General features: G+C 24.6%; 25 protein-coding genes. 24 read left to right on the top strand and 1 reads right to left on the bottom strand.

What is annotated here, in order from left to right; genetic code table 11:
* The 21 genes from rpmC to nhaD form a co-directional block, all read left to right on the top strand.
* Positions 1–224: 50S ribosomal protein L29 (gene rpmC / locus H0H49_RS01905; protein WP_238784933.1), on the top strand; the 224-nt coding region annotated here is incomplete at its 5' end.
* Positions 217–477, top strand: coding sequence for a 30S ribosomal protein S17 (rpsQ, locus tag H0H49_RS01900; RefSeq protein WP_185864284.1), 261 nt, complete (start codon positions 217–219; stop codon positions 475–477). The genes rpmC and rpsQ, both read left to right, overlap by 8 nt.
* Positions 478–849: a 50S ribosomal protein L14 gene (gene rplN, locus H0H49_RS01895; RefSeq protein WP_185864283.1), complete on the top strand. Its 372-nt coding sequence runs from the start codon at positions 478–480 to the stop codon at positions 847–849.
* Between the two features lie 26 nt (positions 850–875).
* On the top strand, positions 876–1,106 hold the full coding sequence (gene rplX, locus H0H49_RS01890) for a 50S ribosomal protein L24 (protein ID WP_185864282.1): 231 nt from the start codon (positions 876–878) through the stop codon (positions 1,104–1,106).
* A gap of 28 nt (positions 1,107–1,134) precedes the next feature.
* Positions 1,135–1,692, top strand: coding sequence for a 50S ribosomal protein L5 (rplE, locus tag H0H49_RS01885; protein ID WP_185864281.1), 558 nt, complete (start codon positions 1,135–1,137; stop codon positions 1,690–1,692).
* Between the two features lie 7 nt (positions 1,693–1,699).
* Entirely contained in the window at positions 1,700–1,969 is a 270-nt protein-coding gene (rpsN, locus tag H0H49_RS01880; protein ID WP_185864280.1) for a 30S ribosomal protein S14, read from the top strand.
* A 29-nt stretch (positions 1,970–1,998) separates the two neighbouring features.
* Complete coding sequence (gene rpsH / locus H0H49_RS01875) at positions 1,999–2,382, top strand: 30S ribosomal protein S8 (RefSeq protein WP_185864279.1); 384 nt, start codon at positions 1,999–2,001, stop codon at positions 2,380–2,382.
* Between the two features lie 12 nt (positions 2,383–2,394).
* Positions 2,395–2,943 carry a 50S ribosomal protein L6 gene (rplF, locus tag H0H49_RS01870; RefSeq protein WP_185864278.1) on the top strand — a complete coding sequence of 183 codons (549 nt, stop codon included), beginning with the start codon at positions 2,395–2,397 and terminating at the stop codon, positions 2,941–2,943.
* Positions 2,944–2,959: 16 nt separating this feature from the next.
* The gene (gene rplR / locus H0H49_RS01865; RefSeq protein ID WP_185864277.1) at positions 2,960–3,295 is read left to right on the top strand and encodes a 50S ribosomal protein L18; all 336 of its coding nucleotides are present in this window, start codon (positions 2,960–2,962) and stop codon (positions 3,293–3,295) included.
* Positions 3,296–3,338: 43 nt separating this feature from the next.
* On the top strand, positions 3,339–3,842 hold the full coding sequence (rpsE, locus tag H0H49_RS01860; protein ID WP_185864276.1) for a 30S ribosomal protein S5: 504 nt from the start codon (positions 3,339–3,341) through the stop codon (positions 3,840–3,842).
* Positions 3,835–4,305, top strand: a complete 471-nt coding sequence (gene rplO / locus H0H49_RS01855; protein WP_185864275.1) for a 50S ribosomal protein L15 — start codon at positions 3,835–3,837, stop codon at positions 4,303–4,305. Before rpsE ends, rplO begins: the two co-directional genes overlap by 8 nt.
* A 9-nt stretch (positions 4,306–4,314) precedes the next feature.
* Positions 4,315–5,721 (top strand): preprotein translocase subunit SecY, encoded by a 1,407-nt coding sequence (gene secY, locus H0H49_RS01850; protein ID WP_185864274.1) that lies wholly within the window; start codon positions 4,315–4,317, stop codon positions 5,719–5,721.
* 52 nt (positions 5,722–5,773) lie between these two features.
* On the top strand, positions 5,774–5,989 hold the full coding sequence (infA, locus tag H0H49_RS01845) for a translation initiation factor IF-1 (protein WP_185864273.1): 216 nt from the start codon (positions 5,774–5,776) through the stop codon (positions 5,987–5,989).
* 27 nt (positions 5,990–6,016) lie between these two features.
* Positions 6,017–6,133: a 50S ribosomal protein L36 gene (gene rpmJ, locus H0H49_RS01840; RefSeq protein WP_185864272.1), complete on the top strand. Its 117-nt coding sequence runs from the start codon at positions 6,017–6,019 to the stop codon at positions 6,131–6,133.
* Positions 6,134–6,138: 5 nt separating this feature from the next.
* Positions 6,139–6,519 (top strand): 30S ribosomal protein S13, encoded by a 381-nt coding sequence (rpsM, locus tag H0H49_RS01835; RefSeq protein WP_185864271.1) that lies wholly within the window; start codon positions 6,139–6,141, stop codon positions 6,517–6,519.
* Between the two features lie 17 nt (positions 6,520–6,536).
* Positions 6,537–6,923, top strand: a complete 387-nt coding sequence (gene rpsK / locus H0H49_RS01830; RefSeq protein ID WP_185864270.1) for a 30S ribosomal protein S11 — start codon at positions 6,537–6,539, stop codon at positions 6,921–6,923.
* A gap of 13 nt (positions 6,924–6,936) precedes the next feature.
* On the top strand, positions 6,937–7,548 hold the full coding sequence (gene rpsD / locus H0H49_RS01825) for a 30S ribosomal protein S4 (RefSeq protein ID WP_185864754.1): 612 nt from the start codon (positions 6,937–6,939) through the stop codon (positions 7,546–7,548).
* 13 nt (positions 7,549–7,561) lie between these two features.
* Entirely contained in the window at positions 7,562–8,578 is a 1,017-nt protein-coding gene (locus H0H49_RS01820) for a DNA-directed RNA polymerase subunit alpha (RefSeq protein WP_185864269.1), read from the top strand.
* 11 nt (positions 8,579–8,589) lie between these two features.
* Positions 8,590–9,039, top strand: a complete 450-nt coding sequence (gene rplQ / locus H0H49_RS01815) for a 50S ribosomal protein L17 (RefSeq protein WP_185864268.1) — start codon at positions 8,590–8,592, stop codon at positions 9,037–9,039.
* On the top strand, positions 9,026–10,312 hold the full coding sequence (gene eno, locus H0H49_RS01810) for a phosphopyruvate hydratase (RefSeq protein ID WP_185864267.1): 1,287 nt from the start codon (positions 9,026–9,028) through the stop codon (positions 10,310–10,312). The genes rplQ and eno overlap by 14 nt, the downstream gene beginning before the upstream one ends.
* Positions 10,313–10,346: 34 nt before the next feature.
* On the top strand, positions 10,347–11,603 hold the full coding sequence (nhaD, locus tag H0H49_RS01805) for a sodium:proton antiporter NhaD (protein ID WP_185864266.1): 1,257 nt from the start codon (positions 10,347–10,349) through the stop codon (positions 11,601–11,603).
* Here the strand turns inward: nhaD and H0H49_RS01800 are convergent.
* A complete protein-coding gene (locus tag H0H49_RS01800; protein ID WP_238784932.1) occupies positions 11,600–11,998 on the bottom strand; it encodes a hypothetical protein in 399 nt (132 codons plus the stop codon). The two genes, nhaD and H0H49_RS01800, sit on opposite strands and share 4 nt — an antisense overlap.
* A gap of 75 nt (positions 11,999–12,073) precedes the next feature.
* On the opposite strand from H0H49_RS01800, the gene menB reads away from it, so the two are divergent.
* Genes menB through H0H49_RS01785 form a run of 3 tightly spaced genes read left to right on the top strand, consistent with a single transcriptional unit; the run spans position 12,074 to position 14,504 of the window.
* Positions 12,074–12,889: a 1,4-dihydroxy-2-naphthoyl-CoA synthase gene (menB, locus tag H0H49_RS01795; RefSeq protein ID WP_185864264.1), complete on the top strand. Its 816-nt coding sequence runs from the start codon at positions 12,074–12,076 to the stop codon at positions 12,887–12,889.
* Entirely contained in the window at positions 12,886–13,785 is a 900-nt protein-coding gene (gene menA / locus H0H49_RS01790) for a 1,4-dihydroxy-2-naphthoate octaprenyltransferase (RefSeq protein WP_317168691.1), read from the top strand. The genes menB and menA overlap by 4 nt, the downstream gene beginning before the upstream one ends.
* A gap of 20 nt (positions 13,786–13,805) precedes the next feature.
* On the top strand, positions 13,806–14,504 hold the full coding sequence (locus H0H49_RS01785) for a metal-dependent hydrolase (protein WP_185864263.1): 699 nt from the start codon (positions 13,806–13,808) through the stop codon (positions 14,502–14,504).
* Positions 14,505–14,510 lie beyond the last annotated feature (6 nt).

The raw sequence follows: 14,510 nt of genomic DNA, 5'->3' as shown, positions 1-14,510 counted from the left end.
TAGGTATGAAATCTGTTTCTGATCAGAATAAAAGTGATAAGAAAGAAGACATAGGTATAATAAAGTCTTTAATAGAAAAAATTAAAAATCAAAAAAAAATTTATCAAAAGATAAAATTCAACCATTTTATAAGATTATGTAAAAATCCTATGGAAATTAGATTTTTAAGAAAGAATATTGCTAAATTAAAAACTGAATTAAATAAAAAAAATAAAAATGAATAAATTTAGGAGTATTAGAAAACAGAGAAAAGGTATAGTTATAAGTGATAAAATGAATAAAACTATAGTAGTATATGAAATAAAAAAAGTTAAACATCCATATTATGGAAAAAGTGTAACAAAAAAGAAAAAGTATATGGTTCATGATGAAAAAAATATATCTAAAAATGGTGATAAGGTTTCTATAATGGAAACACGTCCTATAAGTAAGAAAAAATCTTGGAGATTAGTATCTATATTAGAAAAATCCAAATAAATGTTACAACAAGAATCTAGATGTAGAGTATCTGATAATACAGGAGCAAAAGAAGCATTAGTTATTAGAGTATTAGGAGGTTCTGGTAAAAGGTATGCTTTTTTAGGAGATTCTATCATTGTTACTATAAAAATAGCTATTCCTGGAGGAAATTTAGTAAAAAAAGGGCAAATATTAAAAGCAGTAGTAATTAGAACAAAAAATAGAATAAGAAGAAAAGATGGTTCATATATTAGTTTTGATGATAACGCTTGTGTACTTATTAATCCATCAGGAGATATGATAGGTACTAGAGTTTTTGGCCCTGTCGCAAGAGAATTAAGAGAAAAAGAATATATGAAAATTATTTCTTTAGCACAAGAAGTATTATAGTAAAATTAAATATTGTAAATATAATTATGAAGATTAAGAAAAAAGATAAGGTTTTAATATTATCTGGAAATTATAAAGGAAATAAAGGATTTATAAAAAAAGTTTTTCCAAAAAGAAGAAAAGCTATTGTAAATGGAATAAATATAGTCAAAAAACATATAAAACCTGAACTTAAAAATCCTAAGGGAAAAATTGTAGAAAAAGAATCTCCTATACATTTATCAAATCTGAAAAAAATAAGTGATAAATCTAAATAGTTATAAAAAGTCATAAAATAAACAAATAATGGTTTATAAAACTAGATTAAAAAATTTTTATGATAAAAAAATAATTCCAAATCTAACAAAAAAATTTGGTTATTGTTCTATAATGCAAGTTCCAAAATTAGTAAAAATAATAATTCATCAAGGAGTTGGAATATCGGTATTAGATAAGAAAATCATAGATTTTTCTATGAAAGAAATAACAGATATAACAGGACAAAAAGGAGTATTTTGTTATTCTAAACATGATGAATCTGGCTTTAAACTTAGAAAAGGAATGCCTATAGGAGTTAAAGTAACTTTACGAAGGACAAAAATGTATGAATTTTTAGAAAGGCTTATTATTATTTCATTGCCAAGAGTTAGGGATTTTGATGGTGTAAAAACAAGTAGTTTTGATGGAAATGGTAATTATAATATGGGAATATCTGAACAAATAATTTATCCAGAAATAAATATTGATAAAATTAAGAAAAATATGGGAATGAATATTACATTTGTAACTTCTACTTCCAATGATATGGAAGCTATGGAACTTTTATCTCTTTTTGGAATTCCTTTTAAAAAAAATCAAAATTAAAATAGATATGGCTAAAGAATCTGTAAAAGCAAGACAAAAAAAAAGAGAAAAAATTGTAATGAAATATGCCAATAAAAGAAGAAAGATAAAAAAATCTGGTAATTATGAATTATTACAAAAATTACCTAGGGATGCATCGCCTGTTCGTTTAAGGAACAGATGTTCTATTACTGGAAGAAGTAGAGGTTATATGAGAAAATTTGGAATATCTCGTATTGTTTTTAGAAATTTAGCATCTCAAGGACTTATTCCTGGAGTTAAAAAGGCTAGTTGGTAAGGTAATGGTTATAATAATAATATAATAATATGGACACTATTGCTGATTTTCTAACTAGAATTAGAAATGCTACTATTGCAAAACATGCAGTTTTAGAAGTTTTTACTTCTAAGGTTAAACAAAGAATAGCTTATGTTTTGTTAGATAATGGATATATTTTAGATTATAAAATAATGAAGGATAAAAAAATTATTAAAATAGCTTTAAAATATTATCAAAAAAAAACTTCAGTAATACAAAAAATTATAAGAATAAGTAAACCTGGATTAAGAAAATATTGTAAATATAAAAATATACCTCGTGTATTAAATGGTTTAGGAATTGCTATTATATCCACTTCTAGTGGAATAATGACAGATAAAGAAGCTCGAAAAAGAAAAATAGGAGGAGAAATTATATGTTATGTATATTAAAATAAATTTTTTATGTCTAGAATTGGAAAAAAACCAATACTTATTCCTAGTAATGTAAAAATTACAATAACTAATTGTGAAATTTTAATAAAGGGAAATTTGGGAATATTAAAACAAAAAATTCCCAAATATATAAAATTACATGTTTCTAATAAACAATTAGAAATTTTAAGAACGAAAAATACTAAAGTCGTTAAGTCATTACATGGATTATATCGTGTTTTAATTAATAATATGATTATAGGAGTTTCTATAGGTTTTCAAAAAAAATTAGAATTAGTTGGAATTGGATATAGAGCCACCTGCATTGATAATAATGTTTTGGATTTGAATCTTGGTTTTTCTCATAATATTATGATACAATTACCTGAAAATATTTTGATAGATATTAAGATAGAAAAAGGAAAGAATACTATTATTATTTTAAAATCTTGTGATAAACAATTGCTAGGAATAATAGCATCTAAAATTAGATCTTTTAGAAAACCAGAGCCTTATAAAGGAAAAGGAATTAGATATTTAGGAGAAAATATTAGAAGAAAAACAGGAAAATCAGCATAAATAAATTAAATTCTTTATGAAAAAGAATAAAAATAAAAAATACAAAAAAGTTTTTGGTAATCCAGATAGACCGAGAATTTCTGTTTTTAGAAGTAATAAAAGTATATATGCACAAGTAATAGATGATTCATCTGGTAGAACTTTAACATCTTCTTCTTCAATAGAGAAAATTTTTCGTGATTGTAAAAAAAACAATAAAACAGATTTATCTATGAAAGTTGGTAGATTATTAGGAAATAGAATTAAAAAATTAAACATTAAAAAATTAGTTTTTGATAAAGGAAGATATTTATATCATGGAAGAGTTAAATCTTTAGCTGATGGAATAAGAGAAATAGGATTAGATTTTTAAAAGAATTATGCATGATTCATGATTATTATGTAATATTATTAGTATGAAAAAAACGAAGCATACAAATTTAGAATTAAAAGAAAGATTAGTTGGAGTCACACGAGTTTGTAAAGTAACTAAAGGAAGAAGATATTTTAGTTTTAGTGCTATTGTTATTAAAGGTAATGAAAATGGACTAGTAGGGTATGGGTTTGGGAAATCAAAAGATGCTCCTGATGCAATTCATAAAGCTGGAGAACAAGCTAGAAGAAATCTTTATAAAGTTTGTATATCAAACGGAACTATTCCTCATGAACAAGAAGCAAAATATGGTGGAGCTTGTGTTCTTATACGACCCGCTTCTGATGGTACGGGAATTATAGCAGGTGGGCCATTAAGAGCTGTTCTTGAAGCTGTAGGATTAAGAAATGTATTATCTAAATCAAAAGGTTCTTCTAATCATCATAATATTATTAAAGCAACTATTAAAGCTCTTAGTAAAATGAGAGATGTTTATATTATAGCAAAACAAAGAGGAATTTCTATTAAAAGAGTATATCATGGATAATATTAAACTAAATTCTTTATCCCCAAAAATTGGATCTGTCAAAAGAAAAAAATTGAGATTGGGTAGAGGACAAGGTACGGGTAAAGGAGGTACTTGTGGAAGAGGTCATAAAGGAGCAAAATCTAGATCTGGATTTTCTAAAAAAAAAGGTTTTGAAGGTGGTCAAATGCCTATTCAAAGAAGAATTCCAAAATTTGGATTTAAAAGAATAAATAAAAGAAGAATTGTTATACTTAATTTGGATAGATTACAAAGTCTTATTGATAAAGGAATAATTAAAAATAATATTATTGATAAAGAAATTTTTATTAAGAATAAAATTATTACTAAAGATAATTTTATTAAAATTTTAGGAAGAGGATCTCTATCTTCTTCATTAAAAATAAGTGCACATCAATTTAGTAAAAAAGCTTTGTTTTATATAAAAAAATCTGGAGGATCAGTATTGATATTATCGAAATAATAAATTATTGTGAATAATTTCCTAATTACTTTTTATAATATATATCATACAAAAGAATTGCGGAAAAAAATAATAATAACTTTAGGTTTGTTATTAATATATCGTTTTGGAGCTTATATCCCATTACCTGGTATTAATCCGTTAGGCATTAGTGATTTTTTGGATAAAATTAATTCAGGGTCAAAAGGATTAATGCAAATACTTTCTTCTTTTACTGGTGGTGCTTTTAATAGAGCCTCTATATTAGCTTTAGGAATTATGCCATATATATCTTCTTCTATTATAATACAATTAATGTGTATTATTATTCCTTCTTTACAAAGATTGCGTAGAGATGGAGAAAGTGGAAGAAAACAAATTAATCTCATTACAAAATGGCTTACTGTAATAATATGTTTAATACAAGGACCTGTATATCTTATTTCATTAACTAAACAATTTATTCCATTTTTACCTATTAGTGGTAGTAATCCTCATTATCAATCTACTTATCTAATAGATATGAATACTTCTTATGGAAGTAGTATGTTTTGGATAATAGGAGTTGTGATTTTAACTTCTGGAACGTTATTTACGATGTGGTTAGGGGATTATATTACAGATAAAGGCATAGGAAATGGAGTTTCATTAATTATTATGTCTGGTATAATTTCTCGTCTTCCACACGCTATAATGAAAGAATTGTTTAATAAAATAGAGAGAAAAAGTACAGGTTTAATTATTTTTTTTCTAGAAATTATATTATGGTTATTAGTTATTTTATTTTCTATTATTATTATTCAGGCTGTAAGAAAAATACCAGTACAATATGTTTCACATTATAAATATTTAGGAGCGGCTTCCAAATTAATTCATAAAAAACATCAATATATACCTTTAAAAATTACTGCAGCAGGTGTTATGCCTATTATATTCTCTCAAGCTATCATGTTATTTCCATTAACTTTTTCAAACTATATTAAAAATACGGAAATAAAGAAATTTTTTCATCTTTTCCAAGATATATATGGAATATGGTATAATTCTACTATTTTTATATTAGTTATAGTTTTTACTTTTTTTTATACAGCAATTACTATACCAGTAAATCAAATAGCTGATGATTTAAAAAGAAACGGAGGTCATATACCTAGAATAAAACCTGGAAAAGATACTGCAAAATATATAGATGATATTTTATCAAATATAACTTTTCCTGGAGCTTTTTTATTAGCAATCATAGCTATACTTCCATCTGTAGTTTTTAGAATAGGAATTACACAAAGTTTTTCATTATTTTATGGTGGGACTTCACTATTAATTGTTGTTGGAGTTATTTTAGATATATCACAACAAGTAAATATATATTTGTTAAATTATCATTATGATGGATTAATGATGATGAAAAATCGTAATAATAAATACAGTAAATTATAATTTTTTTTGTATATTATTATTAAACTATCGTTAAATTATATTTTCTTAGTTTATGACTAAACAAAAACATATAGAAGTAGATGGAACTATTATAGAATCATCTCCAAATGCAATGTTTCGTGTAGAATTAGAAAATGGTTGTATAGTAAAAGCGCATATATCTGGAAAAATGAGAATGCATTACATAAAAATATTGCCTGGAGATAAAGTTAGATTAGAAATGTCATCTTATGATTTAGAAAGAGGTAGAATAACTTACAGATATTAAAAAATTTTAATAAAATAAATTCATTATATGAAAGTCAGAGCTTCTTTAAAAAAAAGAACTAAAGATTGTAAAATCGTTAGTAGAAAAGGTCGTTTACGTATTATAAATAAAAAAAATCCTAGATTTAAACAAAAACAAGGTTAATTAACATGTCGGTAAGAATTTCTGGAATAGATCTTCCTTTATCTAAAAGAGGAGTTATTGGTTTAACTTATTTGTATGGAATAGGAAAAAGTTTATCCAAAAAAATACTACGTTCTGTTGAAATAGATGAAAATAAAAAAATTTTGGATTGGTCTGATACTGATATAAGTAAAATTAGAAAATATATATCTAATAATATAAAAATTGAGGGAGAATTGAGGTCTGATATTCAAACGAATATCAAAAGATTAATAGACATATCATGTTACGTGGGAACAAGACATAGAAAAGGGCTTCCATCAAGGGGTCAAAAAACTAAAAATAATTGCAGGACTAGAAAAGGAAGAAAAAAAACTGTCGCGAATAAGAAAAAAATTACAAAATAATAATGATATGAAAATTTATGGTTAAATCATCGTTAGAAAAAAAAAAATCAGTTTCAACTGATTCTACAGGGATAGCTCATATTCAATCTACTTTTAACAATATTATTATTACTTTAACAAATAGAAAAGGAGAAGTTATTGCATGGTCTTCTGCTGGAAAAATGAGTTTTAAAGGATCTAAGAAAAATACTCCTTACGCTGCTCAAATAGCAGCAGAAAATGTAGCAAAAGATGCGTTAAATGCTGGAGTAAAAAAAGTTGAAGTAAAAGTTAAAGGACCTGGTGCTGGAAGAGATTCAGCTATACGTGCATTAAGTAATTCTGGTATCATAGTTACTTTAATAAAAGATATTACTCCATTACCACATAATGGTTGTAGACCTCCTAAAAGGAGAAGAGTTTAATTTCAGTATTTTTATGGCAAAATATATAGGACCCAAAACTAAAATATCTAGAAGATTTGGAGAAAGTCTTTATGGAGAAGATAAATATTTTGATAGAAAAAAATATCCAACTAGTAAATATATTAATATTAGACGTAGAGGAGGTAAAAGATCAGAATATCTTGTACAATTAGTAGAAAAACAAAAGGCAAAATATACTTACGGTATATTAGAACGTCAATTTAAAAGATTATTTCTTGAATCTGCAAGAAAAAAAGGAATAACTGGTGAATTACTATTACAAGCTTGTGAAAGTCGACTTGATAATATAGTATTTAGACTAAAATTTGCTCCATCTAGATCTTCTGCAAGGCAAATTGTTTCTCATAGACATGTTTTAGTAAATGATAAAATTGTAAATATTCCATCTTTTAGATTAAAACCTGGAGATAAAATAAAAATTAGAGAAAAGTCTAGAAAACATCCATTAATAATAGACTCTATTAATAAAAAAATAGGGGTTTTAGTAGAATGGTTAATTTTAGATGAAAAAAATATGTTTGGAATATTCAGAATTATGCCTAAAAGAGCACAAATACCTGAAAATATTAAGGAACAATTAATTGTGGAATTGTATTCAAAATAATGAAAAATAAATTATGTCTGTTTTAGATTTTGTAAAACCTGATAGAATAACAATATCCGAATTATCGGATAATGTAGGTATTTTTCATTTAAAACCTTTAGAACCTGGATATGGTATAACATTAGGAAATTCGTTAAGAAGAGTTCTTCTAGGATCATTAAGAGGTTTTGCTGTTACATCTATTAGAATTAAAGGTGTAAAATATGAATTTTCCACTATAAATGGAGTAATAGAAGATGTGACTGAAATAGTTTTAAATTTTAAAAAAATTCGTTTTAAACAAGAAATACCAGGAATAAATAAAGAAACTGTTAATGTTAATATTGGAGTTGGAGATGTAGAAAAAGTAACAGGAGATATTTTGAATAAATTCATTTCTAACTTTCAGATTTTAAATACAGATATAGTTATTTGTAATAAAGACATATCTGTTCCATTAGAAATAAATTTTACAATAGAAGAAGGAAGAGGTTATGTTCCTGCAGAAGAAAATAAAAAAAGTAATAATAACAATGACCACTTAATAGATACAATACCTATTGATTCTATCTATACTCCTATTAAAAATGTAAAGTACACAATAGAAAATTGTCGTGTAGGTCAAAAAACTGATTTCGAAAATTTATCATTAGAAATTAAAACAGATGGATCTATTTCTCCAAAAATAGCTTTAATGGAAGCCTCTGAAATATTAATTCAATATTTTTCTATTTTTTCTTATGATAAAATAGGAAAAAAGAAACAAGAAAAAATTGGAAAAGATAAAAAATATGATGAAGAATATTTACGTATGAAAACATTACTAAAATCTAAACTTAATGATATGGATTTATCCGTACGTACAAAAAATTGTTTAAAATCTGCTTCTATAAAAACTATAAAAGATCTAGTTTCTTGTAATAGAAATAACATGTTAAAAATGAGAAATTTTGGAAAAAAATCTTTAGATGAATTAGAAAGTAAAATGAAAGAAAAAGGTTTATATTTTGGAATGGATATATCAGAATTTAAATTAGAAGATAAAGAATAAATTATTTATTTATGAACCATAGAAATAATAACAATTTTTTAGGAAAAAAATATGGACACAGAAGATCTATTCTTTCCAATATGGCATCTTCTCTAATAAAAAATAAAAGGATATTTACTACCTTATCTAAAGCAAAAGCATTGAAAAAATATGTTGAACCTATTATTACAAAATCAAAAATTGATACAACTCATTCTAGAAGAAATATTTTTTCATATTTACAAGATAAATTAGCTGTTTCAGAACTTTTTAAAACAACTTTTCAAAAAGTACGTGAACGTAACGGTGGATATACAAGAGTAATAAAAACTGGTTTTCGATTTGGAGATAGAGCATCTATTTCTTTTATTGAATTAGTAGATTTCAATAATTCCAACTATATATCAAAAACAAAAAAGAAATCTGTAAGACGTAAAAGCAAAAAAAATAGAAAAAATATTATTGGAAATGAGCAAAATTAAGAATGTAATAGCTAGACAGATATTAGATTCTAGAGGAAATCCAACTATAGAAGTAGATATTATAACATATAGTAACTCTTTTGGAAGAGCATCTGTACCATCTGGCGCTTCAAAAGGTGAAAATGAGGCTTTTGAACTTCGTGATAATGAACATCTTTTTTTTGGGAAAGGAGTCATAAAAGCTGTAAATAATGTAAATAACATTATTGCTCCAGAATTAATTGGAAAATCTATTTTAGATCAAACTATCATAGACAATATACTTTTGAATATAGACGGTACTAAAAATAAAACTAGATTAGGAGCAAATGCAATATTAGCAGTATCATTAGCTATAGCAAGAACTGCATCAAATAAATTAAACATTCCTCTTTATAAATATTTGGGAGGAGTACATACAAATATACTTCCTACACCATTAATAAACATTGTTAATGGAGGTGTTCATTCTAATGCTCCTATAGCTTTTCAAGAATTTATGATTGTTCCTATGAAAGCAAAAAAGTTTTCAGAATCTATTCATATGGGACATAAAGTATTTTATGAATTAAAAAATCTTGTTCAAGATAGAGGTTTATCTACAAGTGTAGGTGATGAAGGTGGTTTTTCCCCAAATTTTAATGGAATAGAAGATACTTTAGACAATATATTAGAAGCTATACATATTTCTAATTATGAACCTTATGATGAAATAGGTATTGCTATAGATTGTGCTGCTTCTGAATTGTATAAAAATAATAAATATATTTATTCAGAATTTAAAGAAAAAGAAAAAATACAAAAAAAGTCTAGAGAAGAACATATTCATTATCTATCTTATTTAATAAAAAAATACCCAATTATTTCTATAGAAGATGGAATGGATCAAAATGATTGGAAAGGATGGAAAATGATGACTGATAAAATAGGTGATCAAGTACAATTAGTAGGAGATGATTTATTTGTCACTCAAGTGGAAATACTAAATAAAGGAATAGAGAATAATATAGCAAATTCTATTTTGATAAAACCTAATCAAGTAGGAACTTTAAAAGAAACAATAGAAACAATTTATCTCGCTAGAAAAAATAAATATAATAGTATTATATCTCATAGATCAGGAGATACAGAAGATTCTTTTATTGCAGATTTATGTGTTGCATTTAATATCGAGCAAATAAAAACTGGTTCTATATGTCGTTCAGAACGAACATCAAAATACAACCAATTATTACGTATTGAAGAAATACTTGGAAATAATTCTTATTATGCTGGATGGATAAAAAAATTCTAATAGTATATAGAGCAAAGTAGTATTAATTTAATATATGGTAACTTTAATTTTTATTATTGGATATTTATTTATTGCTCTTGAAAATTATACTTCTTTAAATAAAGTCATTCCGTCTATTTTAATGGCAGTTCTATGTTGGTCTTTAATTATGTTTTTTCATCTTCCTGTATATGAATTGCATCAAAATTTAATAATTAAAAAAGATCCTAAATCCTTATTATTATTTCATTTAGGAAAAGCTTCAGAAATCGTATTTTTTCTTATTGGAGCTATGTCTATTATTTCTATTATTGAAAAATTTTCTGGATTTGACGCATTAAAAGAAATATTTTATACAAATACAAAACGTAAGTTTCTATGGAAAATAAGTATTTCATCCTTTTTATTATCTGCTATTATAGATAATCTTACAGCTACTATGGTATTAATATCTCTTTTAAGAAAAACAATTTATAATTACAAAGAACGTTTATACTATATAGGTATAGTAATTATATCTGCTAATGCAGGTGGAGTTTGGTCTCCAATTGGAGATATTACTACTACAATGTTATGGATATCAAATAAAGTAACTGCTTTTCGTTTATTACAAATAGTATTTATTCCATCTATATTATGCATGTTTATTTCTACATTAATAATATCATTAACTCCATCTTTTAATGGAGTTATTCAAATAAATAAAAGTAATTTATCAATAAAAAAAAACTTAAAAACAGGTTTTTTTATGTTAAAAATGGGGTTAGTACTAATGTTACTTGTTCCACTTCTTAAAACCATAATAGGTTTACCTCCATATATGGGGATGATGTTTTCTTTAGGAATATTATTGGTGATAGTAAGACTATATAATAATAAACAAATTTTATATGTTGATGATATTTTTAAAAAATTAGATATTTCTAGTATTTTATTTTTTTTAGGAATATTATTATCTGTTTCATCTTTAGAATCTTTAGGGTTATTATACAATTTATCTCATTGGATAAATGAAAATGTATATACATGGAAAATAACAACATTTATATTTGGATTAATTTCTTCTATCATAGATAATGTTCCATTAATAGCTGCTACTATAGCTATGTTCCCTCATAAAATTGATCATAATATATGGCATTTTATGGCCTACGTTTCCGGAACAGGAGGAAGTTTATTGCTTGTAGGATCAGCTTCTGGAGTTACTGCAATGGGAATGGAAAAAATAGATTTTTTTTGGTATATGAAAAAAATAAGTTGCGTAGCTCTCATCGGATATATTTTTGGATTTATATATTTATTATTAATTTAATTTATCCATTTTTTTTTCTGTAAAAATTCTATAAAATTACCCCCTAAGTATGAAAAATAAAATGATATAGGAAATACTATTATTTTAAACCATACAGGGGATTGGTAAAAAAATATATGAAATAAAACTATAAAAAATAAAATAAATCCAGTTAATATTGCATAAGCTTTTTTAGCATTTTTTGCAAAAAATCCTGTAATAATACCTCCTAATAAAGGACTGATAGCGTATAAAATAATCAGAATTAAAAAGAATTTATTAGGAGCTTTAATAAATAAATTTTTATTCCATATTGGAAAACGATTTATAGGAAAAAACCATTTTTTTGTTAAAAAAATAATAGTAAAAAAAATTTCTATAATACCTATTATTACTCCTATAAATACTGAAAACATATTACGGTACATAAATGTATCAAAATATTTTGTTATTTTGTGTAAATATATATCGATTTTTATATGAAAAATTGTATGATCAATTGGAAGACAATTAAAAAATATGAAGATATTTTATTTATGTTTTATAATGGAATTTCCAAAATAGAAATAAATAGGCCTTTCTGTCATAATGCTTTTCGTGTAGAAACTGTAGAAGAAATGATATCCGCTTTAGAAATATGTAAATATCGAAACGATATTGACGTTTTAATAATAACGGGATCTGGAGACAAATCTTTTTGTTCTGGAGGAGATCAGACAAAAAGAGGATTAGGTGGATATTTAGGAAAAGATGGAATACCTAAATTAAATGTTTTAGATTTATACAAAAAAATACGGTATTTACCTAAACCTGTTATAGCAATGGTAAATGGTTTTGCAGTAGGAGGTGGTAATGTATTACATGTAGTTTGTGATCTTACTATAGCATCTGATAATGCAATTTTTAGTCAAGCAGGACCTAAAGTTGGTTCTTTTGATGGTGGTTTTGGAAGTTCTTATTTAGCTAGAATTATTGGACAAAAAAAAACACGTGAAATGTGGTTTTTATGTAAAAAGTATTCTGCTAAAGAAGCTTTTAATATGGGGTTAGTTAATAAAATTGTAAAAAAAAATAAATTAGAAGAAGAAACTATAAAATGGTGTAAAATAATACAAGAAAATTCTCCTATGGCTATAAGAATGATTAAACGTAGTTTAAATGCAGAACTAGATGGACAATATGGACTAATGCAGTTAGCAGGAGATGCTACTTTAATGTTTTATTTAATGGAAGAATCCCAAGAAGGAAAAAAAGCTTTTCTAGAAAAAAGAAAACCAAACTTTAAAAAGTTTAAAAAGTTTTTATGATATCTTATAAACATTGGATAAATGCTATTCGTTTACATACATTACCGTTATCTATTTCCGGAATAACTTCTAGCTTTATTATATCAAAATTTAGAGTAGAAAAAGTAAATACTTTAACATATATTCTATGTATTGTTACTGCATTATTACTACAAATATTAGCTAATATATCAAATGATTATGGAGATGGAATAAAAGGAATTGATAAATTCAGATTTTTTGGACCAAAAAGAATGGGGCAAAGCGGTTTGATTAAATTTCACTCTATGATAAAAGCTATTATTTTATTTTCTATTTTATCTTTTATATCTGGATTTTCACTAATTTATATTTCACTTTCATTTAAAAATGTTTTTATTTTCATTCTTTTTTTTGTAGGAATTATCTTTTGTATATATAGTTCTATAACTTATTCTGTAGGTTCTTATTCTTATGGATCATTTGGATTAGGAGATTTTTCTGTTTTTATTTTCTTTGGAATTTTATCAGTTTTAGGAAGTTATTTTTTATATACTTATACTTTACATGTTGATATATTTTTACTATCGTTATCTATAGGATTATTAAATGTAGCTATTTTGAATATTAATAATATGAGAGATATAAATAGTGATTATCATTGTGGAAAATATACCATAGCAAATATGTTGGGTATAAAATATGCAAAAATATATCATGTTTTTCTTATAACAATTTCATTATTTTTAGGTAGTGTTTTTATTCTTTTAAATAAAAGAAATATTTTACAATTATTATTTATTATATTTATATTCAAATATCTTCATCATGCAAAATGTATTTTTTTTTTAAAAGAAAGATATTTATTTAATTTAGAATTAAAAAAATTAATAAAAATGGTTTTTTTATACAGTATATATATGGGATTTATTAACTAATTATTTTTTAATGATAAAATATGAAAATTACTTTTATTACTCATAGTACGTGTTTATTAGAAATACATGGTGAATATTTATTAATAGACCCTTTTATTTCTAATAATTCTTTTTTTAATAAAAATCATTCATTTGAAAAATTTGTTAATTCTTTCAAAAAATTAGATTATATATTAGTAACTCATGCACATTATGACCATGTCTGTGATGTTGAATTTTTTTCTAAAAAATTTGACAATAGTTTATTAATTTCTAATTATGAAATATCTAATTATTTTAGGAAAAAAGGTGTAAAAACAGAAGGTATAAATTATGGATCTTTTACTTCTTTTTCATTTGGAAAATTAAAATATACTTGGGCAGTTCATTCTAGTGTTTTTAATGATGGAACATATGGAGGAAATCCTGGAGGTTTTATTTTGCATACTGACGAAGGTAATATTTATATTTCTGGAGATACATCTATTACTAATGAAATGAAACTATTTCCAAAATTTGGTTCAATAGATCTTTCTATTTTACCAATAGGAGGTAAATATACTATGGATATAGAAGAAGCGATTATAGCCTCTAATTTTTTAAAATGTAAAAAAGTATTAGGAGTTCATTATAATACTTTTCTTGATATAGAAATAGATAAAAATCAAGCAAAAAATAGGTTTGAAAAAAATGATAAAAAACTTTTTTTATTAAACTATGGGGAATCTATATTAATTTAATATAAT

This window comes from Blattabacterium cuenoti (assembly GCF_014252035.1).
Lineage (GTDB): Bacteria > Bacteroidota > Bacteroidia > Flavobacteriales > Blattabacteriaceae > Blattabacterium > Blattabacterium cuenoti_Z.
The sequence above is the reverse complement of the archived record's forward strand: the minus strand, read 5'-3'. Positions and strand labels throughout refer to the sequence as shown.

Bases quoted from the DNA above. Each gene is read 5' to 3' on its own strand.
- eno (WP_185864267.1), top strand. From the start codon at position 9,026: ATGAGCAAAATTAAGAATGTAATAGCTAGACAGATATTAGATTCTAGA.
- menB (WP_185864264.1), top strand. From the start codon at position 12,074: ATGATCAATTGGAAGACAATTAAAAAATATGAAGATATTTTATTTATG.
- rplX (WP_185864282.1), top strand. From the start codon at position 876: ATGAAGATTAAGAAAAAAGATAAGGTTTTAATATTATCTGGAAATTAT.
- rplO (WP_185864275.1), top strand. From the start codon at position 3,835: ATGGATAATATTAAACTAAATTCTTTATCCCCAAAAATTGGATCTGTC.
- H0H49_RS01785 (WP_185864263.1), top strand. From the start codon at position 13,806: ATGAAAATTACTTTTATTACTCATAGTACGTGTTTATTAGAAATACAT.
- rpsD (WP_185864754.1), top strand. From the start codon at position 6,937: ATGGCAAAATATATAGGACCCAAAACTAAAATATCTAGAAGATTTGGA.
- rpsM (WP_185864271.1), top strand. From the start codon at position 6,139: ATGTCGGTAAGAATTTCTGGAATAGATCTTCCTTTATCTAAAAGAGGA.
- menA (WP_317168691.1), top strand. From the start codon at position 12,886: ATGATATCTTATAAACATTGGATAAATGCTATTCGTTTACATACATTA.
- rpsN (WP_185864280.1), top strand. From the start codon at position 1,700: ATGGCTAAAGAATCTGTAAAAGCAAGACAAAAAAAAAGAGAAAAAATT.
- rplR (WP_185864277.1), top strand. From the start codon at position 2,960: ATGAAAAAGAATAAAAATAAAAAATACAAAAAAGTTTTTGGTAATCCA.
- rplN (WP_185864283.1), top strand. From the start codon at position 478: ATGTTACAACAAGAATCTAGATGTAGAGTATCTGATAATACAGGAGCA.
- rpmJ (WP_185864272.1), top strand. From the start codon at position 6,017: ATGAAAGTCAGAGCTTCTTTAAAAAAAAGAACTAAAGATTGTAAAATC.
- H0H49_RS01800 (WP_238784932.1), bottom strand. From the start codon at position 11,998: ATGTTTTCAGTATTTATAGGAGTAATAATAGGTATTATAGAAATTTTT.
- rpsK (WP_185864270.1), top strand. From the start codon at position 6,537: ATGGTTAAATCATCGTTAGAAAAAAAAAAATCAGTTTCAACTGATTCT.
- infA (WP_185864273.1), top strand. From the start codon at position 5,774: ATGACTAAACAAAAACATATAGAAGTAGATGGAACTATTATAGAATCA.
- rplE (WP_185864281.1), top strand. From the start codon at position 1,135: ATGGTTTATAAAACTAGATTAAAAAATTTTTATGATAAAAAAATAATT.
- rpsQ (WP_185864284.1), top strand. From the start codon at position 217: ATGAATAAATTTAGGAGTATTAGAAAACAGAGAAAAGGTATAGTTATA.
- H0H49_RS01820 (WP_185864269.1), top strand. From the start codon at position 7,562: ATGTCTGTTTTAGATTTTGTAAAACCTGATAGAATAACAATATCCGAA.
- rpsE (WP_185864276.1), top strand. From the start codon at position 3,339: ATGAAAAAAACGAAGCATACAAATTTAGAATTAAAAGAAAGATTAGTT.
- rplF (WP_185864278.1), top strand. From the start codon at position 2,395: ATGTCTAGAATTGGAAAAAAACCAATACTTATTCCTAGTAATGTAAAA.
- rplQ (WP_185864268.1), top strand. From the start codon at position 8,590: ATGAACCATAGAAATAATAACAATTTTTTAGGAAAAAAATATGGACAC.
- rpsH (WP_185864279.1), top strand. From the start codon at position 1,999: ATGGACACTATTGCTGATTTTCTAACTAGAATTAGAAATGCTACTATT.
- nhaD (WP_185864266.1), top strand. From the start codon at position 10,347: ATGGTAACTTTAATTTTTATTATTGGATATTTATTTATTGCTCTTGAA.